This window comes from Aestuariispira insulae (assembly GCF_003385955.1).
GTDB lineage: Bacteria > Pseudomonadota > Alphaproteobacteria > UBA8366 > Aestuariispiraceae > Aestuariispira > Aestuariispira insulae.
This window is the reverse complement of record NZ_QRDW01000003.1, coordinates 221,376-242,653: the sequence shown is the minus strand read 5'-3', so window position 1 is coordinate 242,653 and position 21,278 is coordinate 221,376. Positions and strand designations below refer to the sequence as shown.

The window sequence follows — 21,278 nt, the reverse complement described above, 5'->3', positions numbered from 1 at the left end:
ATGTTCGGTCTTTATGTCCATTGGCCCTTCTGCAAGTCGAAATGCCCCTATTGCGACTTTAACAGCCATGTGCGCGCGCAAGTGGATCACGGCCGCTGGCGCGCAGCGCTGTTGCGCGAGATGGAAGAAACCGCCAGTCGTACCGGCCCGCGCATGCTCAACAGCATTTTCTTTGGTGGTGGCACGCCTTCCCTGATGGAACCGGAAACGGTGGCTGCCGTGATTGAAACCGCCAAGCGGCTCTGGCAACCAGCAGAGGATATCGAGATCACCCTGGAAGCCAACCCGACTTCGGTCGAGGCGGAAAAGTTTCGCGGCTTTGCACGGGGCGGGGTCAACCGTCTTTCCATGGGGATTCAGTCGCTGGATGATCAGGTGCTCACATTCCTGGGGCGCGAGCATTCCGCCCATGAGGCGAAAGGGGCCATTGAGCTGGCCCGGGATACTTTTGACCGCTACAGCTTTGATCTGATCTACACGCGGCCCGGACAGTCGGTCGCCCAATGGCGGGATGAGCTGGACCAGGCACTCAAGCTTTGCGGCGATCATCTATCCCTCTATCAGCTGACCATCGAACCCGGGACCGCCTTTCATACCCGCCACCGGCTGGGTGAGTTTGAGATGCCGGATGAAGATCTGTCCGCCGCGCTTTACGAAGAAACGCAAAGCCATTTGGAAGCGAGGGGCATGCCGGCCTATGAGGTTTCCAACCATGCGATACCTGGCGGAGAATCCCGCCACAACCTGGTTTATTGGCGTTACCAGGATTATGCCGGGATCGGCCCCGGCGCCCATGGCCGCCTGACGGTGGACGGCATGAAACGGGCCGAAATCCGCGCGCGCCTGCCGGAAAAATGGCTGGGTTTGGTGGAAGAAAAGGGCGAAGCCCTGAGCGAGCTTGAAACCATCGACGAAGAACAGCAATTCCAGGAAGCCCTGCTGATGGGCCTGCGCCTGAAAGAGGGGGTGCCGCTGGATCGGCTGCCCGTGCCGCAATGGAACATGCTTAGAAACAGCGGTCGTATCGAAGCTCTTGCCGCAGAAGAGCTTCTTACCCTCACACCCGAAAAACTACAGGTCACAGAAGAGGGCCGCCATCGCCTGAATGCGGTTCTCGGCTATCTGGTTGGGTGAGATAATCCCCTTCCGTCCAACAGGCTCAATTCAGATAATTCTCAAACTTGCCCGGGGCTGGCTCCATGATCTCGATGCCTTTGCGGGTGATCTGCTTGATGGCAAGGCCGCGTTCGCTTTCACCATTGCGGTTCAGTCGGAAAATACCGCGCACGCCCTGGAAACCTTTCGGGTTGGTCAGCTTGCCCTGATAGCGCACCACCTCTTCCTTGCCGGCCAGCAGGATGGTCAGCGCCATGGCCTCATAGGACAGGGCGGCAATGCTGGGCGGCAGGCGTCCGTAATTATCCCGGAAACGGGTGGCGAATTGGCGCCAGCCGCTGTCGGGCGGGGCAATATACCAGGCCCCCTGCAACGGCGGTTCACTGGAAAGGTTGCGGAATTCATCCCAAACAGAGAGGCCTAAGAACCGGACAGCCGGCTGATCCACCTCATATTGCGCCAGTTGCGCGGCCAAAGTGCGCAGGGTCAGCTCATCCAGGGTCGGGATCAGGATCGCCTCGAAAGCCACGTTGCCCAAGGTCTCTTTCCGGCTCAGCTGCCGGAGCGCCGCCTTGGAAACCTCATCCTGGCGCTGTTCCAATTCCCGGACGCGTGATTTCAAGGCCGCGCGCCTGGAATCATAGTTGGAGATATAGCGGACCTGTTCACTGAAATCCGTGGCCGCGGGATTATAGAAGGAAAGGTGGGTGATTTCGCCGCCATACCGGGACAAGGACTGCTGAGCCGCCTGAACGATCAGATTGCCATAGATATCATCGGGGGCCAGGAGGGCGATCCGGGTCAGGCCTTTGGAAACCGCATAGGCCATCAGTCGGTCAACTTCGTAAAAAGGCGACAGCCCGAGCGAATAAACGTCATTCCCTCCAACCGACGGGTCATTGGAAAAACTCAAAACCGGAATATCCGCGCGCTGAGCGATGGGGGACACAGCGCCAACTGATGTGCGCAACAGCGGCCCCAGAATAATATCCGCCCCTTGTTCCACCGCCCTGACAGACGCCGATTCCGCACCGTCAAATGTGCCTTTCGTGTCCAGCGGCATCAGGCTGACCCGTTCATCCCGCCAGTCAAACAAAGCCATTTCAGCCGCATCCCGCAATGCCGCTGCATCCTGGCGCAGGCCGGAATCGTTGGATCCCAGCGGCAGCAGCAGGGCAACCTTGATGGTCGGCAGATCAATGTCTTCCGGCGGAGTCAGCTGAAACGTGCGCGTACCCGTGCCATCCAGGGAATCATAGGTGGCCGTTCGGCCATCCGAACCATCAGGGTCTTCCAGGCTTTCGCCTTGCACCGGCGCACCGGAATCAACCGTGGTGCCCTTGGCCTGCTTGCCATCGGCCGCCGGGGAGAATGGAGGGGCGGACGCGTCAAGCTGGCCTTGATCCTCATCAGGCGGTAGGTTGACCTTCGGCGATTGCAGTTCCGGGATCACACAGGCTGTCATCGCCAGGCACAGGCCGGTGACGGCAAGCCGCCTGGAAACCACCGCCATCCTGTCAGAGGCTGCATCAATAAATGAATGATAAGAAAAAGAAATCACCGTTACCTGCTCCTGCCCATACTGGCACTGAAGAGACATTACCGCCCAAGTCTGGCGACTTTAAGGCGGAAGATGGCGCAAGTAAACCAAGGCCGGAATTTGGTGGCTACACCGTTGCCGGAAAGCCACAGGCCGTGCCACCGGGCCTCTATCCCGTAGCAACCCCGATCGGCAATCTGCGCGATATCACCATCCGGGCGCTTGATGTGCTGACCCGTGCGGATGTTATCGCATGTGAGGACAGCCGCATCACCAAACGCCTCTTGAACGCCTATGGCATTGACCAGCCCCTGCTGGTCTATCACGAACATAATGCCGAGGCGATCCGGCCCAGGATCATGGAACAGCTGGCGCGCGGCGGCATTGTCGCACTGGTCACGGATGCGGGAACGCCGCTGGTGTCCGATCCCGGTTTCAAGCTTGTCCGCGAAGCCGCCGCCGAAGGCCACAAGGTTTACCCCATTCCCGGCGCATCAGCCCCTATTGCCGCGTTGACCGGGGCTGGGTTGCCCAGCGACCGCTTCTTGTTTGCGGGTTTTCCCCCGTCCAAACAGCAGGCCAGACAGGCTTTCCTCAAGGAATTCAGCCATATTCCAGCGACATTGATCTTCTTTGAATCGCCCAAAAGATTGAAAGACAGCCTGAAACAGATGGCCACCCTCTGGCCCGGTCGTCAGGCGGTTGTCGCACGCGAACTGACCAAACTTTATGAAGAATTTCGCCGCGACCGATTGGATGTCCTGGCCGCCAGCTACGAGGCGGAAAACACGCCCAAGGGTGAAATCGTGATTTTGGTCGGGCCGCCCGATGCCTCCGAGACACAATCAAGTGAGGCCGATCTCGACCAATTGCTGCACCAGGCTTTGGAAAGCCTCTCGGTCCGGGATGCTTCACAGCAGGTTGCCGAAATGACCGGCTTGAAGAAAAAGCAGGTTTACAGCCGGGCCTTGGAAATCGCGCGCGAAAAGGATGGTTGATCGGTGCCGGCAGAGCGAGCCAGAAACTATCAAAAAGGCTTGAAAGCCGAACGCCGCGCGGTCTGGTGGCTGCGCCTGAAGGGATATCGCATTTTGGGCAGCCGGGTGAAAACACCTGTTGGTGAAATAGACCTTCTAGCCAAGCGCGGAACCGTTCTGGTCGCGGTGGAGGTGAAAACCAGGCCCCATATAGCCGACGCGATGGAAGCAATCCCGCCGCGTCAATGGCAGCGGATCGCAAAAGCCCTGGAATGGTGGCTGGCAGGGCATCAACAAAAGTCTTTCAGCAACAAGCCGCCGGATCTGCGTTTCGATGCCGTTTTCATCTCCCCCGGTTCCTGGCCCCGCCATATCCGCGATGCCTGGCGTCCCGGTGGGTTAAAATGAAACCGGAATCCCTCAATTTCCCGTTAGATGACCTTCTAAGCCGCAGATCAGCGCTTTTTCATTTTGCATGGAAACACGACACTGGGTAAGTACAAAGGATTGATCCGTATCCTTGGCCTAGGGAGTCCGTTCAGGCGTTATGCGTACCCGTTTCTTCTTTCCGGTTTCTTATCTGATTTCCCTGGCTGCCCTGCTGCCGCTTCTTTTGTTTGTTTCCGGCTGCACACCGATCGGGGCGGCCATTGGCGCCGGTGCAACCGCCGGATCAATCGCCATGGAGGAACGTTCTTTCTCCGACAGCATCAGCGACCGGGAAATCGCGGTTAGGATCAATAAGCGCTATGTAGATAATTCCACCTCCCTTTTCGCCAACGTGAATGTCGATGTTGTTGAAGGGCGGGTCCTGCTGACCGGGGCGGTCGCCGATCAGAATATGCGCATCGATGCCGCCCGCCTGGCTTGGCAGGAAGACGGCGTTTCCATTGTCATCAATGAAATCCAGGTTACCCCGGACGGGGATATTTTCCATGCCGGCCGGGATGCCATCGTCAAGACCAAGCTGGTGGCAGCCATAACCCTTGACCGCTATGTCCAGGCCGTGAACTACGAAATCGCGGTCACCAACGGCACGGTCTATCTTTTTGGCATCGCCCAGAACCGCGCCGAAGTGGACCGGGTCATCGCTCATGCGCGCACCCTTGCCTATGTGCGGCGGATCATCGACCATATGCAGATGGTGGATGCGCCAGAACGCCTGACGCGGCTCGCCGAACAAGAAAAGGCGAATAACGCCGCGCAATAGCTTGAAGACCGATAAAACGATATTAAGTCCAGGCAATCCCGGACTGACCGGCCCGGTCCCGATAACCCCAAGGTAGCCCGCTCATGACACTCAAAGTCGCCCTTCAGATGGACCCCGTGGAAACCATTGATATCAATGGAGACAGCAGTTTTGTCCTGGGGTTGGAAGCCCTGAAACGGGGATATGAACTTTTCTACTACCACCCCTATGACATCAGCTATAACCATGGCCGGGTGATGGCCCATATCCGGCCTCTGCAGCTGCGCCGGGAAACAGGCAATCACTATACTCTGGGTGAGAGCAGACTTGTCGATCTGGCGGATATCGATGTGATTTTGATGCGCCAGGACCCGCCGTTTGACATGTCCTACATCACCATCACCCATCTCCTGGAACATGTGCACCCCAAAACCCTGGTGGTGAATGACCCGGTTTCAGTCAGGAACGCGCCTGAAAAACTGCTGGTGACCAAATTCCGCGACTTGATGCCGGAAACCCTGATCACCCGAAATATTGACGATATCAAAGCCTTCCGCCTGGAACATGAAGACATCATCGTTAAGCCCCTGCATGGCAATGGCGGGGCCGGTGTCTTCCATCTAAAGCCCGGTGACGAAAACCTGTCCTCGCTGATGGAAATGTTCGCCGCCGCCTCCCGGGAACCGGTCATGGTGCAGCGTTTCATGCCGGAAGTACGCCAGGGCGACAAACGCATTATCCTGTCCGACGGCAAACCGATCGGCGCCATCAACCGGGTGCCGCAGGCAGGCGAGGCACGATCCAACATGCATGTGGGCGGCAAGGCGGAAAAATCAGACCTCACGGCCCGCGAACATGAGATTTGCGAGATCATCGGCCCGACCCTGCGCGAACAGGGGCTGATCTTTGTCGGCATCGATGTGATCGGCGATTGCCTGACCGAAATCAATGTCACATCCCCGACCGGCCTGCAGGAAATCAACCGCTATGATGACACCTGCCTGGAAGCTATTTTATGGGACGATATTGAAAAGCAGCTCTAACCGCGTTTTCCAATCCATCCTGTTGGTCGTTTGTTGAACCAAACCCGCTATACCCACGTAGCAGTGTCATACAAACCCAACAGGAGGCTCCCATGAGCAAGCTTTTTCCCCGTAGCACTGTTCCCTTCCTGCTGACCCTTTTCAGCGTTTTTTTCCTGGCCCTGTCCCCGGTGAAGGCCGACGGTCACGGCAAGTCCAAGGATATTGTCGATACGGCCGTCCATGCCGGTGATTTCGGCACATTGGTGGCCGCGGTCAAAGCGGCCGGTCTGGTCGAAACCTTGAAAGGCGACGGTCCCTTCACTGTCTTTGCCCCCACTGATGCTGCCTTTGCCGCGCTGCCGGCCGGCACCGTGGAGGACCTTCTAAAGCCGGAAAACAAGGATAAGCTGGTGGCAATCCTGACCTATCATGTGGTGCCCGGCAAAATCATCGCGGCCGATGTCAATGCCCAACAGACCTCTGTTGTCTCTGTGCAGGGCTCCAAGATCAAGGTTAACGGCATGAATGGTGTCTATGTGGATGAAGCCAAGGTTTTGGCCGCCGACATCATGGCCACCAACGGCGTGCTTCATGTGATCGACAAGGTGATCCTGCCCGACGGCTGATCCCCCCCAAAAAAACCGGGCCCCTGCCGGCAAAAGGGTTGCACCCATCCCGCCGGCCGGGGTTGCTGCATGCCCCCGCACCATGCAGCAACCAGGAAACCCGCCCCCCCAAGCCGGCGGGTTTCCATTTTTCAAATCTCTTGATTCTCTTTTTGTTCCTGTCATAGTTGTCACAGATCAGGATAAATGCAGGCAGGGTTGCGGGGGGAATTCAACCGATATGGTCGCACATGTCACAACGGTTGCGTTTGAAGGCGTGGACAGCCGCGAGATCGATGTCCAGGTTCAGATGTCCAGCGGCCTGCCCGCCTTTTCAATTGTCGGGCTCGCCGACAAGGCCGTTTCCGAAGCGCGCGAGCGGGTCCGATCCGCCCTGAGTGCGCTTGGCCTAGCGCTGCCACCGAAACGCATTACGGTCAATCTGTCCCCAGCCGATGTCCAGAAAGAAGGCAGCCATTATGACCTGCCGATTGCGCTCGGCCTGCTGGTCTCCATGGATATACTGCCGGCGGAAGAGCTAACCCATCATATCGTGCTCGGTGAATTGGGCCTGGACGGTATGATTGCGCCGGTATCCGGGGTTTTGCTGGCGGCCATGGCGGCCAATGGCGCGGATAAGGGGCTGGTCTGCCCGGCGACCAATGGCAGCGAGGCGACCTGGGCTGGCAACAACGAGATTTTGGCCGCGCCCAGTCTGCTTTCCCTGATCAATCATTTTAAGGGCAGCCAGATCCTCTCGCCCCCCGAACAGACCAAACCGGAAAGACCGGAGCATCTTTTGGACCTGGCCGATGTCAAAGGACAGGAAAGTGCCAAACGCGCGCTGGAAATCGCGGCGGCCGGCGGCCATAACCTGCTGATGTCCGGCCCGCCGGGATCGGGCAAATCCATGCTGGCGGCACGACTGGCCGGGATCCTGCCGTCCATGTCCGCGCGAGAGGCGCTGGAAACCTCGATGATCCAATCCATCGCCGGCCAGATTGAAGAGGGCAGGCTCTCCATGGTGCGGCCGTTTCGGGATCCGCATCATTCTGCCTCCATGCCCGCCCTGATCGGTGGGGGCCAAAAAGCGCGCCCTGGGGAGGTCAGCCTCGCCCATAACGGGGTTTTGTTCCTGGATGAATTGCCCGAGTTTTCCCGCCAGGTGCTGGATTCCCTGCGCCAGCCGCTGGAAACCGGCCGGGCCGTCGTCGCCAGGGTCAATGCCCATGTCACCTATCCCGCCCGGGTGCAATTGGTCGCGGCCATGAATCCCTGCCGCTGCGGGCATCTGGATGACCCCGCAATCCGATGTTCACGCGCCCCAAAATGCGCCCGGGATTATCAATCAAGGCTTTCCGGGCCGCTGTTGGACCGCATTGATCTTTTTGTGGATGTCAAAGCGGTGCCGCCGATGGAGCTGGATCGGGCCCCATCGGGAGAAACCAGCCGGACCGTGGCCGCGCGGGTTACCAAGGCCCGTTTGCGCCAGCGGGAACGGCTGGAGGCATGTGAAATGAAAGTGCCCGGCTCCACCAAAGGTATTTTTTGCAATGCCCAGGCCGATGGCAATCTTCTGGCCCATATCGCCGCTGCCGATGAGGAAGGCCGTGCGCTCCTGCTGCAGGCGACCGAGAAACTACGGCTGTCCGCCCGCGGCTATCATCGGGTTCTCAAGGTCGCGCGCACGCTTGCCGACCTGGCCGATGACGAGATTGTCAGCCGTCCCCATATCGCTGAAGCCTTGAGCTTCCGCCGACTGCAAACTGATTGAGGGACAGCAACATCCCAGAAATTTAATTCTTTCATGGATTTAACCCACCCATGCTAACAAGCCCTTAACGAAATCCGGGTACCATCTCCAGTTATGAGAACGGGCGGTTAGTGAACTGGGCCAGTCATGGATTATCAGCAAACGGAAAAACCTGACTTCAAGCCAAGCACATCGATTAAGATGCGCACGGTGGCCCTGTTGGTTTCCCTGCTGGCCGCAACCTTCCTGATCAGTGTCGGCAGCGCCTATTATTTCTTCTGGCCCAATTTCCAACAGATTGAACAGACCAGCGCGGAACAAAATGCCTTCCGGATGCATAGCAGCATCTATCGGGAATTGGAAAACCTGCATGTCTTTGTCGCGGACTGGGCCAACTGGGATGATACTTACCAGTTTGTCAAGGACACCAATCTTGACTATATGCGATCCAATCTGACCGCCACGACCCTTATCGACAACTCCCTGTCCGGCATTGCATTTATCGGGGCGCAAAAACAACCGGTCTGGGCACAGAATTTTGACCTGCTGCGGCACCGGTTCACGCGCTTTCCGGAAGAAATCCTGCATTTGATTCAATCCCGCATGCCGTTGGCAGATGAGGGGCTGGCGGGTTTTGTCCTCATTGGCGACACTGTCACCATGCTGTCAGCGCTCCCGATCACGGACAGTACGCGCATTGCTCCACCCGTCGGGGCGATCATCTTCATCAGGCCGCTTGATATCGGGTTTCTGGACAAAATAGCGGAAAGGCTCAAACTCCACTACCGGACTGAAACGCTGGTGCCGGACCCGGCAGACCGCACCCTCACACATCCTCTTGGCGGTGACCAGATCCAGCCGGATGCCCGGGTCATCTGGTTCGACATCCCGTTGGTTAACAGCGACCGGGTTTATCGTTTTCATGTGGAAACCTCGCGTGAGATTACCGATACCGCCATGACCGCGCTGATTTGGAACGCGACAACCGTGCTGGTCGCATCCATTCTGATTTTCCTGGCCATGTATCTGGCGCTTGACCGGCAGATTGCCAAACCTTTGATCCAGCTGTCACAACAGATTGTTTCCATGGGCCGCAGCATAGATTGCGATCCCTTGGCGGAAAACCGGACAGACGAGATCGGCCTGATTGCCCATGAGGTCAACCGGATGCAGGACCGGATTTTGAGCCTGGCGGTACATGATTATCTAACCGGCCTGCCCAATCGCCGTTTGTTTGATGACCGTTTGGACCATACCCTTGACCGGGCAGAGCGGCTGGGCAAACAGGCGGCGGTCATCTTTATTGACTTGGACGGGTTCAAACCGGTGAACGATACCCATGGCCATCAATTCGGGGATGAATTGCTGATTGCCGCCGCCAAACGCCTGCGCGGCATCACCCGCAAATCCGATACGGTCGCCCGCCTGGGCGGGGATGAATTTGTCATGATCGTGGAATTGGATGATGAAGAAGGTGGCCGGCTGGAAACCGTGTGTGACAAAATCCTGGCCGCCCTTACAGATCCCTTCCTCATCCGTGGCCAGGAGGTCAGGATAACAGCTTCGCTGGGCTGTTCCCTTTTCCCCGATCAGGCGCGCGAACCCACCGATCTCGTCCGCATGGCCGATGAGGCCATGTATGGCGTCAAACATGAAGGCAAGGCGTCTTGGCGGCTCTATCGGGCATGAATCCATCCGCCAACACCAAAATCCACCGGTAATTTCTGCCAAAGGATGCTTGCATGGCAGGCCAAGCCTTCCTATATACCCAGCATAATAATTTTCACCATTTACCCATAGAGGGGCTCTGCTGCCGGTGCTGATCATTCGGGCCAAAGCGGGGCTTGCTTAAGGAACGAGGTCAAATGAGCAAAGTAATCGGTATCGACTTGGGAACCACCAACTCCTGTGTGGCTGTTATGGACGGCAGCGACGCACGCGTGATTGAAAACGCAGAGGGTACCCGCACCACCCCGTCCATGGTCGCCTTCACCGAAGATGGCGAGCGTCTGGTCGGCCATGCGGCAAAACGCCAGGCCGTCACCAACCCTGACAACACCCTGTATGCGATCAAGCGCCTGATCGGTCGCCGCTTCACCGATGATGAAGTGGTTAAGGACCGTAAAACGGCTGCTTTCAGCATCATCGAAGCCGATGGCGGCGATGCCTGGGTTGAGGCCCGCGGCGAAAAATACGCGCCCTCCCAGATCTCTGCCATGACCCTGCAGAAGATGAAGGAAACCGCCGAAGCCTATTTGGGCGAAAAGGTGGAAAAAGCCGTCATCACCGTACCGGCCTATTTCGACGACCATCAGCGCCAGGCCACCAAAGATGCCGGTAAGATCGCCGGTCTGGAAGTGCTGCGCATCATCAACGAGCCGACCGCGGCCGCACTGGCCTATGGCCTGGAGAAAAAAGGCAGCGGCACCGTTGTGGTCTATGACCTTGGCGGCGGTACCTTCGACGTCTCCGTCCTGGAAATCGGCGACGGTGTCTTTGAAGTGAAATCCACCAACGGCGACACCTTCCTCGGCGGTGAAGATTTCGACCAGGCCGTCATCGACTATCTGGCCGACGAATTCAAAAAAGAGAACGGCATCGACCTGCGGTCCGACCGTATGGCCTTGCAGCGTCTGAAAGAAGCCGGTGAGAAAGCCAAGATCGAGCTTTCCTCCGCCACCCAGACCGATGTCAACCTGCCGTTCATCACCGCGGATGCAAGCGGTCCGAAACATCTCAATGTCAAAATGACCCGCTCCAAACTGGAAGCGCTGGTGGCTGACCTGGTGAAACGGACCATCAAACCTTGTGAAGCGGCTCTCAAGGATGCAGGTCTGAAAGCGTCTGAGATTGACGAAGTGATCCTGGTCGGCGGCATGACCCGCATGCCGAAGGTGATCGAGACCGTGACCGAATTTTTCGGCAAGGAACCGCATCGCGGTGTGAACCCGGATGAGGTTGTCGCCGTTGGCGCGGCTATTCAGGGTGGCGTTCTGCAGGGTGACGTGAAAGACGTCCTGCTTCTGGACGTGACCCCGCTGTCTTTGGGTATTGAAACCCTGGGCGGTGTCTTCACCCGCCTGATCGACCGCAACACCACTATCCCGACCAAGAAGAGCCAGACCTTCTCCACCGCGGAAGACAATCAGTCTGCGGTTACCATCCGGGTCTTCCAGGGTGAGCGCGAAATGGCCGCAGATAACAAACTGCTTGGCCAGTTCGACCTGGTCGGTGTGCCGCCGGCACCGCGCGGCGTGCCGCAGATCGAAGTCACCTTTGATATCGACGCCAACGGCATTGTCCATGTGTCTGCAAAAGACAAAGGCACCGGCAAGGAACAGCAGATCCGGATCCAGGCTTCCGGCGGTCTCTCGGACGACGAAATCGACCAGATGGTCAAGGATGCGGAGAGCCATGCCGACGAAGACAAAAAGCGCAAGGATGTGGTTGAAGCCAAGAATGCCGCTGATGGCCTGGTTCACAGCACCGAAAGCGCGCTGAAGGAACATGGCGATTCCTTGTCCGTTGACGAGAAATCCGCAATTGAATCCGACCTGGCGGCCCTGAAGGAAGCCATGGAAGGAGACGATGCGGAAGCCATCAAGGAAAAAACCCAGACGCTGGCCCAATCTTCCATGAAACTGGGTGAGGCCATGTATAAGGCCCAGCAGGGTGAAGAAGGCGCGGAAGCGGCCGGTGATGATGCCGGTGCTGCTCAGGATGACAATGTTGTCGATGCCGACTTCGAAGAAGTCGACGACAGCAAAAAAGACAAGTCCTAAGGGGCTCTGTTGAGCCGATGAGCATGGGACCGGAAACGCGGCGCAGATCTCTGTCCGATCGTTCCGGTCCCTTTCTTCATCCAAAGGGTTAAGTGAGTCATCCTCATGAGCAAGCGTGATTATTATGAAATCCTCGGAGCTTCTCGCGACGCCGATGCCGCTGCGCTGAAATCGGCCTATCGCAAGCTTGCCATGCAGTATCATCCGGACCGCAATCCGGGCGATGCCGAGGCAGAAGCCAAGTTCAAGGAAATCAACGAGGCCTATGAGGTCCTGAAAGACGCCGACAAACGGGCGGCCTATGACCGGTTCGGCCATGACGCCTTCACCCAGGGCGGCGGTGGCGGCGGCTTTGGCGGCGGCCAGGGTTTCGGTGGTTTCACCGATATTTTCGAAGAAATGTTCGGCGACTTCATGGGCGGCGGTCGCGCCGGCCACCAGCAGTCGCGCGGCGCCGATCTGCGCTATAATCTGGAAATCAGTCTGGAAGACGCCTATCACGGCCGCTCTGCCGAGATTAAGGTGCCGACCTCGGTTTCTTGCGATTCCTGTGACGGATCCGGGGCCGAAGACGGTTCCAGGCCTGTGACCTGTTCGACCTGTAACGGTCATGGCAAGGTTCGTGTGCAACAGGGCTTCTTCACCCTGGAACGCACCTGCCCGAACTGCCAGGGCCAGGGCACCATGATCGACAATCCCTGCAAAACCTGTCAGGGATCGGGCCGCAAACATGAAGAGAAAAACCTGGCGGTCAATATCCCGCAAGGGGTTGAGGAAGGAACCCGCATCCGCCTGTCCGGCGAAGGTGAAGCAGGCCTTCGCGGCGCGCCCAGCGGAGATCTCTATATCTTCCTCTCGATCGCACCCCATCGTCTGTTCCAGCGCGAAGGTGCGAATATATTCTGCCAGGTACCGATTTCCATGGCCGATGCGGCCCTGGGCGCCACCATTGAGGTTCCGACCATCGATGGCGGCCGAGCCAAGGTAAAAATTCCGGAAGGCACCCAGTCAGGTCAGCAATTCCGCCTGTCGGGCAAGGGCATGACGGTTCTTAGAAGCCAGGCCAGGGGCGATATGTATATTGAGGCCCGCGTTGAAACACCGGTCAATCTGAGCAAGCGCCAGCGCGAGCTCTTGAAGGAATTCAACGAAGCAGCCGGCAAGAAAAGCCAGAATAATCCGGAAACCGAAGGATTCTTCACAAAAGTGAAAGAATTCTGGGAAGATCTGACCGAATGAGAATTAATTAAAATCAAATAATTAGGTAAACCCTCTGCGCTGGAAGGGGGTTTTCTTTTTTCAGAGTCGGAAACGGTTTTTTAAGAAATTTCTGTTAGATTGCATACCACTTGTCGTGGTCCCCATAGGTCTAAACACCTATATGTTGTGAAAGTTGAACAGAAAGTGACGCAAAAGGAAATTGCCAACGCAGTGAAAGAAGCCTATCGGGAAGCCCTTTTGGAGCTGACCGAAAAGCATCTGGATCCAAAATATGCTCTGTCACTGACCCAGAAAAATCTGCAACGCAATACCGGTCAGACCATCCCCCTGCAGGAGATCGACCGGATCATTCACTGACCTTGCCGCAATCCTGCCTTTGACCAATCGGCGCAAGTGAATTGCTCCCAAGCCTGTTTCCAAAATCTGTTCCGTTATGCTAACTGTTTGGCCGATATCACCAACGGGTGACATATTCGCGACAGCAGGGGAAACACCATGGCCAATAACAACAGCGCCGCCAATGCCGATAATCTGAAAATTGCCGTGGTCGGCTCTAGTGGCCGGATGGGTCAGATGCTGGTCCGCGAAGTGATGAGCCGGGAAGGCTGTGTATTATCAGGGGCGACCGACCGCAAGGGATCGGACTTTATCGGCCGGGATGCCGGTGAAGTTGCCGGGCTGGGTGCTTGTGGCGTCATCATCCAAGATGATCCGGCGCCCGTGATTGCCGCTGCCGATGTCGTGATCGATTTCACCAGGCCCGAAGCCACGGAAGAACATTTGCGCCTTGCCGCCCAGGCGGGTTGCGCCTTTGTCGGCGGTACGACCGGCCTGAATGACGCGCAAAAACAAGCGATTGAATTGGCCGCGCGCCATATCCCGGTGGTTTTTGCCGCCAATATGAGTGTCGGCGTGACCTTGCTATCCGCCCTGACCAAAAAAATCGCCCAGGTTCTGGACGATGATTACGATATCGAAATTGTTGAGATGCATCATCGCCACAAGGTGGATGCGCCGTCCGGCACCGCCTTGTTGCTGGGCCAGAGCGCGGCGGAAGGCCGAAATGTTGTCCACGATGATGTGAAACAGGCTGTGCGCGATGGTCATACCGGTCCGCGGCCGAAAGGCGAGATCGGATACGCGACCCTGCGCGGCGGCGATGTAATCGGCGACCACACGGTGATTTTTGCCGGCGAGGGCGAGCGGATCGAAGTGACCCACAAAGCCAGCTCACGCCATATTTATGCCAGCGGCGCGGTACGCGCAGCCTTCTGGACCAAGGGCCGGAAAAACGGCGTTTATGACATGGCGGATGTTTTGGGTCTGGGGGATTGACCTCCCTCCATTCGTCATCCCCGACATGATCGGGGATGACAGAGAATTATACGATCAAGGGAGTGCGGATATTCACTCCGCCTTCAAATCCAGCTTTTCCAGATTGCGCCGGGCCAGATCCGCGATGGGACGGCCTTCATGCAGTTCGATCAGTTTCAGCCAGTCCGCGCGCGCCAGATCCGGCTTTTGTGTCAGGCGATAGACAACACCGCGTTCGAACAGGGCCTCGCCATTGTCACTGTCCAGCTCCAGCACCCGGTTGAGATCCTGAAGGGCGAGGTCATAGCTTTTCAACTGGCGATAGGCCGATCCCCGGAACAAAAGAGCACCGGTATCATAGGGATTGGTCTCAATCGCGGTATTCAGGTCATCCACCGCTTCCCACATTTTGCCGCCATCCACCAAGACCGCGGCGCGGTCGGTCAACAATACCGGATGGTTGGGGGAGAGCTTCAGCGCTGCACTCAATGTCGCAAAGGCCTTGTCCAGGTCCTCCGCCTGGTGCCAAGCAATACCCGCCTGACCCAATAGATCGGAAACAATCCCGGCCGGTGCATCATCAGGCATGTCCTTGGCCAGCACTTCCAGACGTTCCGCCGCCTGGACATATTGCTCCAAAGAGATCAAGGCCACCGCCGCGCAGTGGCGGGCCGGCAATCCACCGCCCATATCCTGCCAACCCAACGCCTTTTCAAAGGCTTGCTCGGGATTGATCCGGGTCAGCTGCATGCAATGTTTATATTCTTGATTGCTCAGGAAATCCTGCTGGGCCAAGGCAGGGCCGGTGATCAACATAAACAGCAGGGGGACCAGATATTTCATCTTCACTACTCGGCAGTTGTCAGGGGCGGGGGCGATGCCTATTTTCTGTTTGTGGCATCCTGCTCACCCGGTGGGCATTAAGGTTATGGGCCAAAGAACAGGCCCCGGCAAGGGGCGGGATAGGGTAAAAATGAGCGACGGCAACAAGCGGCTTTTCTGTTTCGGTTTGGGCTATAGCGCCATGGCGCTGGCACGGCGCCTGATGGCGGAGGGCTGGGCGGTGGCCGGCACTTGCCGCAGTGAGACATCCGCTGAAAACTGCCGCGCCGAGGGGGTTGAGGTTTATCAGTTCAACGGCAGCAAACCCCTGAAGAACGCCGCTGAAATCCTGAAAGGCACCACCCATCTGATGAGTTCCGTCCCGCCCGATGGGGAAACCGCTGATCCGGTTCTGGAATGGCATTACAATGATATTGCCCGGTTGCAAGGGCTTGAATGGGTCGGCTATCTCTGCACCACCGGGGTCTATGGCGACCGCAATGGCGGCTGGGTTGATGAAAATTCCGCCCTGGAACCGACCGGCCCCAGGGGCGAACGCCGCGTGACGGCCGAAGCCCGCTGGATGGATCTCTGGTGGGAAGATGGCAAAGCGGTTTCTTCCTTCCGGCTGGCGGGGATCTACGGGCCCGGTCGCAACGCCCTGGAAACCGTCCGAAAAGGCAAAGCGCGGCGCGTCAATAAGCCGGGCCAGGTTTTCAGCCGCATCCATTTGGATGATATCACCCAAGTGCTTTATGCCAGCATGCATCATCCCAATGGCGGTGCGGCCTACAATGTCTGTGATGACAATCCGGCCCCGCCGGAAGAAGTGATCGCCTATGCCTGTGAACTGCTGGGCGTTGAAAAACCACCGCTGGTGGATTTCGAAACCGCCGATCTGTCCCCCATGGCGCGCAGTTTCTATGGTGACAATAAACGGGTCTCAAATCAGCGCATTAAAGAAGAGCTGGGCGTCACTCTAAAATGGCCGGACTACCGGGGCGGGCTGAAGGCATTATTGTAAACAGCCGGCTTTCACGAGCCCGTGAATATCCGTTTCAAGAGCGCCATGCGCGGGTCCCGGTCCAATTCAGGCCTGTGGACCAGCGCAAGGTGGATCCCGATATCCGCCACTTCCGGCTCCAGAATGGAAAGCGCTCCTTCAAGATGGCGGGCGGCAATCACCGATCGCGGCAGCACCGAATAACCGAGACCCGCACGGATACAAGCAATCACCCCTTCCAGCGTACTGATCTTCATCAGCTTTGGCGGTTCCCGCCCCATGGCCTGAAACAGGTCATGGGCAAAATTGCGATAGCCCTTCTGTTCCTGGCGCAAAACCATCAGGGGATAGGAAAACGCCTGTTCCGGACTGTGCGTGCCGGGCGGGGCCAGGATCACCAATTTCTCAGAAAATAGCCGGGTGGCGGTCAGGGCCGGTCCACTGCCCTGGCCGGCGTGACCTTCCACCACCATGGCGGCATCCATGCGGCTTTCCTGCACCTCGCGCACCAGGGTTTCTGTGGCCGCCGTATCCACAATGATCTCAGCCTCCGGATGGGCCGCGCGATAGTCACGGATAAAGGCCGGCAGCCATTTACTGGCTTGGGTGCTGACAAAGCCCATGCGCACATCGCCCAGACCTTGGCCGGCCACGGCCTGGCGCGCCACATCGACCCTGAGCAGAATTTCATTGGCATGAACCAATAATTCTTGCGCTTTATCGGTTGGGGTGAGGCGGCGATGCGCCCGGTTGAACAGGATCACCCCCAGCTCGGCTTCCAGCTTACGTAGGCGCGCCGTCACATTGGGCTGGACCGTGTGCAGCCTCTCTGCGGCCGCGGTCACGCTGCCCAGATCCATCACCAGTTTAAATGTTTCAAGCGCCACAAAATCCATGTCCGGCTTTATATCATTATTTTTTATACATTTAAAGAAACTAACTATTTTTATTAATCGAAAAAATACGGTTATCTAGCCCTGCCCCTGCAGAGGCCTCTTATATTCACCGAACCTTCGGAGAGGACCCATGACCTTGGAAACCTGGCTGGCATTTTTGCTGGCCGCAGGGGCGAATGTGTTGACCCCAGGCCCTGCCATTGCGCTGGCCATCCGCAATAGCGACTGGGCCGCACCTTCTATTCAACAGCAGGCAATGTTACGGCCATTGGCTGTGTCGGGCTTGCGGTTTCACTCGGGCTTGGCGCGCTCATCAACCACCATCCGGAGATCCTGGCGGGGCTGCGCCTGGTCGGTGGCGGTTATCTGATCTGGATGGCCCTCAAAGCCTGGCGTGGAGGGATCATCCGGCTGGATGAATGCACAATGTCCAATCGGATAATGCTCAAAGGCCGTCACCTTTTCCTGCAATCCCTGATGGTTGGCCTAACCAATCCGAAAATGTTGGCCTTTCTGATCGCGCTTTTCCCGCTTTTCCTGAATCCTGGCAAATCCATTGCCGGTCAGCTGGCCACCATGACCGGTACTTTCATGGCTTTGTCCTTCCTTGCCCTCAGCTGCTTTGCTCTGGTCGCAAGCCAATTCACCAAACTGATCCGGCAGCCGGCAATCCTGGGTCGAATCAACCGGGTTATCGCCCTGATATTTTTCACTTTTGGTGCCAGTTTAATCCTGGCGGGTCTCAACCAGTTCCAGAATAGTCTTTTCCAATAAGGACAATTCATGGGGTTTGGATAGGCGATGGTCTCCGCCTTTTAAGATGGTGGTCTGGACATCCTGGGAGGTAACAGCCCCTGCCGTCGCCAATGCATGGGCGACCGGGATCACTTCATCCCGGTCGCCCTGCAAAATCCTCACAGGCCCGTCAAATGCAATGGGATCCCCATCCAGCAGGTTATGGTCCCGGGACTCCTCGATCAATCGGCCGGTGATGGGGTAATCCTCATCCTCAAACTCCGAGGGACGGTTCCAGAAACCGTCTTTCAAGATCGCCAGCTTGGCGTCTTCCGGCAGGCTGGGCCACATGATTTTCTGCGCAAAATCCGGTGCCGGGGCAATCAGGGCGAGGCCTGCCACCCGATCCGGGCGGGCCTTCGCCAGCAACAGCGCCATCCAGGCCCCCATGGAAGAACCGACCAGGATTTGCGGACCTTCCGCCACCTGATCCAGCACAGCAAGCGCGTCATCGCGCCACAGACCAATCGTGCCATCCGCGAATGTTCCAGACGATTGCCCGTGCCCTTGATAATCGAAGCGGGTATACCCCAATCCCTGTTCCACGCAAAACCGGTCCAGATAACGCGCCTTGGTGCCTTCCATGTTGGAATTGAACCCGCCTAGGAAGAAAACCGCTGGTTTCCGCGCTTGTTCCCCCGCTACAGTCTTGCCCGTGCGCGCGTGGTATGCGATTGATGCCCCGCCATCCCGTGATAAGATGCGGGAGGGGGTCTGTTCTGTGTCCGGTTGCGGAGAAGTCACTGTGATGAAACCTGTTTATTGCCGGGTCGCAGGCGGCCCGAGATGGTGGGAAAAAGAATAATGAAGCCTGAAGGGGCAGCCTAACGATGAACGAACCATCGGACAATAGTCGCAAACCCGTGGTCATGCAGGTGGTACCGGCACTGGAAACCGGCGGGGTTGAACGGGGCACCGTGGATATGGCCACGGCCCTGATGAATGCCGGCGGCCAGGCCATTGTCGTTTCTTCCGGCGGCATCATGACCCGTGAGCTGGACCGGTGCGGCGCGATCCATATCCAATTGCCGACCGACAGCAAGAATTTTTTCAAGATGCGCAGCAACGCCGAACGGTTGAAGCAGATCATCGGCGATTTCGATGTTGATATCGTTCATGCCAGAAGCCGCGCCCCGGCTTGGAGTGCCTATTGGGCGACCCAGCAGACCGGGACCCCTTTCATCACCACCTTCCACGCCACGTACAATTTTACCAATCGCCTGAAAAAGCTATATAATTCAGTAATGACCCGCGGTGATCGCGTCATTGCCATTTCGGAATTCATCGCCGATCATATGATGCAGGAATATGGCACACCCTGGTCCCGGATCCGTGTGATCCATCGTGGCATCAACATGGAGCTTTTTGATCCTCAGGCGATCCCGAGCGCCCGGCTGATCAAACTGGCCAGCGACTGGCGCCTGCCTGATGGGGTGCCGGTGGTCATGCTATCCGGCAGATTGACGCGCTGGAAAGGGCAGATCCTGCTATTGGAAGCCCTCGCCAAAATTGATCAGAAAGTTGTCTGTCTGTTGGTCGGTTCCGACCAAGGCCGAGAAGCCTATCGCGCTGATGTCGAGGCCTATGCCAAATCCCTTGGGCTGGATGACCGGGTCCATTTGGTCGGCGAATGCCGGGACATGCCGGCCGCCTATAAACTGGCCGACGTGGTGGTTTCCGCCTCTACCGATCCGGAAGGGTTTGGCCGGGTCGCTGTTGAGGGCCAGTCTCTGGGTCGCCCAGTGGTGGCACCCCGCCATGGTGCCGCCGTCGAACAGATCACGGATGGGGTTGATGGCTGGCTGTTCAAACCGGGAGACCCGGACGACCTGGCGCGGGCACTGAAAAACGCTTTGTCCCTGAATGAGCAGGAGCGTGCCGATTTTCACAAACGTGCCATCGAAAATGCCCGTACCCGGTTCAGCAAGGAACAAATGTGCGCCAAAACCTTGGCACTCTATAATGAGCTATTGGCCGACAAGGGGCGCGCGTGAGCAAGCAATCGGCCAGCAGTGCGCAGGAACGGATCCTGATCATCAAGCTGAGCGCATTGGGCGATTTCGTCCAGGCGCTGGGTCCTTTTCAGGCAATCCGCAAACATCACCCCGATGCCCATATCACCCTGGTCACCACCAAACCCTACAAGGAATTGGCGGAGAAAAGCGGCTGGTTCGACCGGGTCGTGCCGGATGGCAAGGCGCAATTGCGTGAGATCAAGCGTATCTGGCGCTTGCGGAAATTCCTGATCAACGGGCGGTTCGACATGGTTTATGACCTGCAGACCTCCGACCGATCCAGCCTCTATTACCATTTGATGTGGCCGCACAAGCCCCAATGGTCGGGAATTGCAAAAGGATGCAGCCACCCCCATGCCAACCCGCGCCGCGACTTTATGCACACGATTGAAAGACAGCGCGAACAACTTGAAATGGCTGAAATAACCGATGTTCCTCCGCCTGATCTTGCGTGGATGGATGCCGATATCAGCCATTTACAACTGGACGACACATTCGCGCTTCTTATCCCCGGCGGCGCGCCCCATAGGCCGGATAAAAGATGGCCCGGCGACCATTACGGTACGATAGCGAAACGTTTAACTGCCGCCGGCATTCAGCCGGTCATCCTGGGCACCGCCTCCGAAGCAGACGAAGCGGCAGAGATCTTGGCCACATGTCCGGAGGCAAAAAGCCTGATAGGAAAAACCAGCCTGTTTGAAATCGCCGTTCTGGCCCGGCGTGCGGCCCTGGCGCTCGGCAATGATACCGGCCCTATGCATATGGCCGCCGCCGCCGGCTGCCCCAGCCTGGCGCTTTATTCCAAAGCGTCCGACCCGGCGCTTTGCGGCCAGCGCGGCCCCAACGTGGTGATCGAACGCACAGATACCCTGGACCAGCTCCCCCCGGATCGGGTCTGGTCGCTATTGACGGCTTTCCTTGAAAAAGAGGCTTCTGCCTCCTGATCCTCAGTCGTAGAGGCTGGGTTGTGACTGGCGCTGACGGCGGAAGAAAAACAGGCCGTGATTGCCTGTAGGACGTGTCCTGTCCTGGCCCAGCCGATAGGCTGCATAAGCCGACAGGGGCCTGTGTTGCTGCTTCAGCTTCCGCATTTTGATTTTTTTGCGCAGCATATTCATTGCAAGGGCCTGGCCGGTGGATTGGTCCTGGCCCATCCGGAACGCCGCATAAGCACGTAAATCTGCTCTCATCATCACTCACGCTCCTCTGTTCAGTGTCTCCTGGA

At 57.6% G+C, this 21,278-nt stretch carries 22 protein-coding genes; 17 read left to right on the top strand and 5 right to left on the bottom strand.

All coding sequences use genetic code 11. From position 1 onward, the window contains the following. Complete coding sequence (gene hemW / locus DFP90_RS10025) at positions 1–1,134, top strand: radical SAM family heme chaperone HemW (RefSeq protein WP_115936329.1); 1,134 nt, start codon at positions 1–3, stop codon at positions 1,132–1,134. A gap of 25 nt (positions 1,135–1,159) precedes the next feature. On the opposite strand, the gene DFP90_RS10020 is transcribed toward hemW, so the two are convergent. Next, positions 1,160–2,677, bottom strand: coding sequence for a penicillin-binding protein activator (locus DFP90_RS10020; RefSeq protein ID WP_181905282.1), 1,518 nt, complete (start codon positions 2,675–2,677; stop codon positions 1,160–1,162). On the opposite strand from DFP90_RS10020, the gene rsmI reads away from it, so the two are divergent. The 11 genes from rsmI (at position 2,653) to dapB (ending at position 14,543) form a co-directional block, all read left to right on the top strand. Beyond that, complete coding sequence (gene rsmI / locus DFP90_RS10015; protein WP_115936511.1) at positions 2,653–3,654, top strand: 16S rRNA (cytidine(1402)-2'-O)-methyltransferase; 1,002 nt, start codon at positions 2,653–2,655, stop codon at positions 3,652–3,654. The genes DFP90_RS10020 and rsmI overlap by 25 nt on opposite strands. 3 nt (positions 3,655–3,657) lie before the next feature. Next, positions 3,658–4,041: a YraN family protein gene (locus DFP90_RS10010; RefSeq protein ID WP_115936327.1), complete on the top strand. Its 384-nt coding sequence runs from the start codon at positions 3,658–3,660 to the stop codon at positions 4,039–4,041. 139 nt (positions 4,042–4,180) lie between these two features. Then, positions 4,181–4,843: a BON domain-containing protein gene (locus DFP90_RS10005; RefSeq protein WP_115936326.1), complete on the top strand. Its 663-nt coding sequence runs from the start codon at positions 4,181–4,183 to the stop codon at positions 4,841–4,843. 83 nt (positions 4,844–4,926) lie between these two features. Continuing rightward, positions 4,927–5,865, top strand: coding sequence for a glutathione synthase (gene gshB / locus DFP90_RS10000; RefSeq protein WP_115936325.1), 939 nt, complete (start codon positions 4,927–4,929; stop codon positions 5,863–5,865). Between the two features lie 92 nt (positions 5,866–5,957). Continuing rightward, positions 5,958–6,473 carry a fasciclin domain-containing protein gene (locus tag DFP90_RS09995; RefSeq protein WP_115936324.1) on the top strand — a complete coding sequence of 172 codons (516 nt, stop codon included), beginning with the start codon at positions 5,958–5,960 and terminating at the stop codon, positions 6,471–6,473. A gap of 220 nt (positions 6,474–6,693) precedes the next feature. Next, on the top strand, positions 6,694–8,226 hold the full coding sequence (locus DFP90_RS09990; RefSeq protein WP_115936323.1) for a YifB family Mg chelatase-like AAA ATPase: 1,533 nt from the start codon (positions 6,694–6,696) through the stop codon (positions 8,224–8,226). A gap of 126 nt (positions 8,227–8,352) precedes the next feature. After that, positions 8,353–9,894, top strand: a complete 1,542-nt coding sequence (locus DFP90_RS09985; protein ID WP_115936322.1) for a diguanylate cyclase domain-containing protein — start codon at positions 8,353–8,355, stop codon at positions 9,892–9,894. Positions 9,895–10,070: 176 nt separating this feature from the next. After that, complete coding sequence (dnaK, locus tag DFP90_RS09980) at positions 10,071–11,987, top strand: molecular chaperone DnaK (protein WP_115936321.1); 1,917 nt, start codon at positions 10,071–10,073, stop codon at positions 11,985–11,987. Between the two features lie 105 nt (positions 11,988–12,092). Beyond that, positions 12,093–13,226 carry a molecular chaperone DnaJ gene (gene dnaJ, locus DFP90_RS09975; protein WP_115936320.1) on the top strand — a complete coding sequence of 378 codons (1,134 nt, stop codon included), beginning with the start codon at positions 12,093–12,095 and terminating at the stop codon, positions 13,224–13,226. A 165-nt stretch (positions 13,227–13,391) separates the two neighbouring features. Then, positions 13,392–13,565 (top strand): hypothetical protein, encoded by a 174-nt coding sequence (locus DFP90_RS22820; RefSeq protein ID WP_181905281.1) that lies wholly within the window; start codon positions 13,392–13,394, stop codon positions 13,563–13,565. Between the two features lie 174 nt (positions 13,566–13,739). After that, a complete protein-coding gene (gene dapB, locus DFP90_RS09965; RefSeq protein WP_115936510.1) occupies positions 13,740–14,543 on the top strand; it encodes a 4-hydroxy-tetrahydrodipicolinate reductase in 804 nt (267 codons plus the stop codon). Between the two features lie 72 nt (positions 14,544–14,615). On the opposite strand, the gene DFP90_RS09960 is transcribed toward dapB, so the two are convergent. Further along, positions 14,616–15,365, bottom strand: coding sequence for a tetratricopeptide repeat protein (locus tag DFP90_RS09960; RefSeq protein WP_115936318.1), 750 nt, complete (start codon positions 15,363–15,365; stop codon positions 14,616–14,618). Positions 15,366–15,495: 130 nt separating this feature from the next. Here DFP90_RS09960 and DFP90_RS09955 point away from each other — a divergent pair, with 130 nt between their 5' ends. Continuing rightward, complete coding sequence (locus DFP90_RS09955; protein ID WP_115936317.1) at positions 15,496–16,368, top strand: SDR family oxidoreductase; 873 nt, start codon at positions 15,496–15,498, stop codon at positions 16,366–16,368. A gap of 11 nt (positions 16,369–16,379) precedes the next feature. Here DFP90_RS09955 and DFP90_RS09950 read toward each other — a convergent pair whose 3' ends face one another. Then, the gene (locus DFP90_RS09950; protein ID WP_181905280.1) at positions 16,380–17,234 is read right to left on the bottom strand and encodes a LysR family transcriptional regulator; all 855 of its coding nucleotides are present in this window, start codon (positions 17,232–17,234) and stop codon (positions 16,380–16,382) included. 139 nt (positions 17,235–17,373) lie between these two features. Between DFP90_RS09950 and DFP90_RS23200 the strand changes: the two genes are divergently transcribed. Continuing rightward, positions 17,374–17,613: a hypothetical protein gene (locus DFP90_RS23200; RefSeq protein ID WP_245957027.1), complete on the top strand. Its 240-nt coding sequence runs from the start codon at positions 17,374–17,376 to the stop codon at positions 17,611–17,613. Continuing rightward, positions 17,511–18,017 carry a LysE family translocator gene (locus tag DFP90_RS09945; protein WP_245957037.1) on the top strand — a complete coding sequence of 169 codons (507 nt, stop codon included), beginning with the start codon at positions 17,511–17,513 and terminating at the stop codon, positions 18,015–18,017. The genes DFP90_RS23200 and DFP90_RS09945 overlap by 103 nt, the downstream gene beginning before the upstream one ends. Here DFP90_RS09945 and DFP90_RS09940 read toward each other — a convergent pair. Next, the gene (locus DFP90_RS09940; RefSeq protein WP_115936314.1) at positions 17,970–18,782 is read right to left on the bottom strand and encodes an alpha/beta hydrolase; all 813 of its coding nucleotides are present in this window, start codon (positions 18,780–18,782) and stop codon (positions 17,970–17,972) included. The genes DFP90_RS09945 and DFP90_RS09940 overlap by 48 nt on opposite strands. An 86-nt stretch (positions 18,783–18,868) precedes the next feature. On the opposite strand from DFP90_RS09940, the gene DFP90_RS09935 reads away from it, so the two are divergent. Together DFP90_RS09935 and DFP90_RS09930 are read left to right on the top strand one after the other, a co-directional pair. Beyond that, entirely contained in the window at positions 18,869–20,032 is a 1,164-nt protein-coding gene (locus DFP90_RS09935; RefSeq protein WP_115936313.1) for a glycosyltransferase family 4 protein, read from the top strand. Further along, complete coding sequence (locus tag DFP90_RS09930) at positions 20,029–20,997, top strand: glycosyltransferase family 9 protein (protein WP_115936312.1); 969 nt, start codon at positions 20,029–20,031, stop codon at positions 20,995–20,997. Before DFP90_RS09935 ends, DFP90_RS09930 begins: the two co-directional genes overlap by 4 nt. A gap of 3 nt (positions 20,998–21,000) precedes the next feature. On the opposite strand, the gene DFP90_RS09925 is transcribed toward DFP90_RS09930, so the two are convergent. Next, positions 21,001–21,246, bottom strand: coding sequence for a hypothetical protein (locus DFP90_RS09925; protein ID WP_115936311.1), 246 nt, complete (start codon positions 21,244–21,246; stop codon positions 21,001–21,003). Between the last annotated feature and the right edge of the window lie 32 nt (positions 21,247–21,278).

Bases quoted from the DNA above. Each gene is read 5' to 3' on its own strand.
- hemW (WP_115936329.1), top strand. From the start codon at position 1: ATGTTCGGTCTTTATGTCCATTGGCCCTTCTGCAAGTCGAAATGCCCC.
- rsmI (WP_115936511.1), top strand. From the start codon at position 2,653: ATGAATGATAAGAAAAAGAAATCACCGTTACCTGCTCCTGCCCATACT.
- DFP90_RS10005 (WP_115936326.1), top strand. From the start codon at position 4,181: ATGCGTACCCGTTTCTTCTTTCCGGTTTCTTATCTGATTTCCCTGGCT.
- gshB (WP_115936325.1), top strand. From the start codon at position 4,927: ATGACACTCAAAGTCGCCCTTCAGATGGACCCCGTGGAAACCATTGAT.
- DFP90_RS09995 (WP_115936324.1), top strand. From the start codon at position 5,958: ATGAGCAAGCTTTTTCCCCGTAGCACTGTTCCCTTCCTGCTGACCCTT.
- DFP90_RS09990 (WP_115936323.1), top strand. From the start codon at position 6,694: ATGGTCGCACATGTCACAACGGTTGCGTTTGAAGGCGTGGACAGCCGC.
- DFP90_RS09985 (WP_115936322.1), top strand. From the start codon at position 8,353: ATGGATTATCAGCAAACGGAAAAACCTGACTTCAAGCCAAGCACATCG.
- dnaK (WP_115936321.1), top strand. From the start codon at position 10,071: ATGAGCAAAGTAATCGGTATCGACTTGGGAACCACCAACTCCTGTGTG.
- dnaJ (WP_115936320.1), top strand. From the start codon at position 12,093: ATGAGCAAGCGTGATTATTATGAAATCCTCGGAGCTTCTCGCGACGCC.
- DFP90_RS09960 (WP_115936318.1), bottom strand. From the start codon at position 15,365: ATGAAATATCTGGTCCCCCTGCTGTTTATGTTGATCACCGGCCCTGCC.
- DFP90_RS09955 (WP_115936317.1), top strand. From the start codon at position 15,496: ATGAGCGACGGCAACAAGCGGCTTTTCTGTTTCGGTTTGGGCTATAGC.
- DFP90_RS23200 (WP_245957027.1), top strand. From the start codon at position 17,374: ATGACCTTGGAAACCTGGCTGGCATTTTTGCTGGCCGCAGGGGCGAAT.
- DFP90_RS09935 (WP_115936313.1), top strand. From the start codon at position 18,869: ATGAACGAACCATCGGACAATAGTCGCAAACCCGTGGTCATGCAGGTG.
- DFP90_RS09925 (WP_115936311.1), bottom strand. From the start codon at position 21,246: ATGATGAGAGCAGATTTACGTGCTTATGCGGCGTTCCGGATGGGCCAG.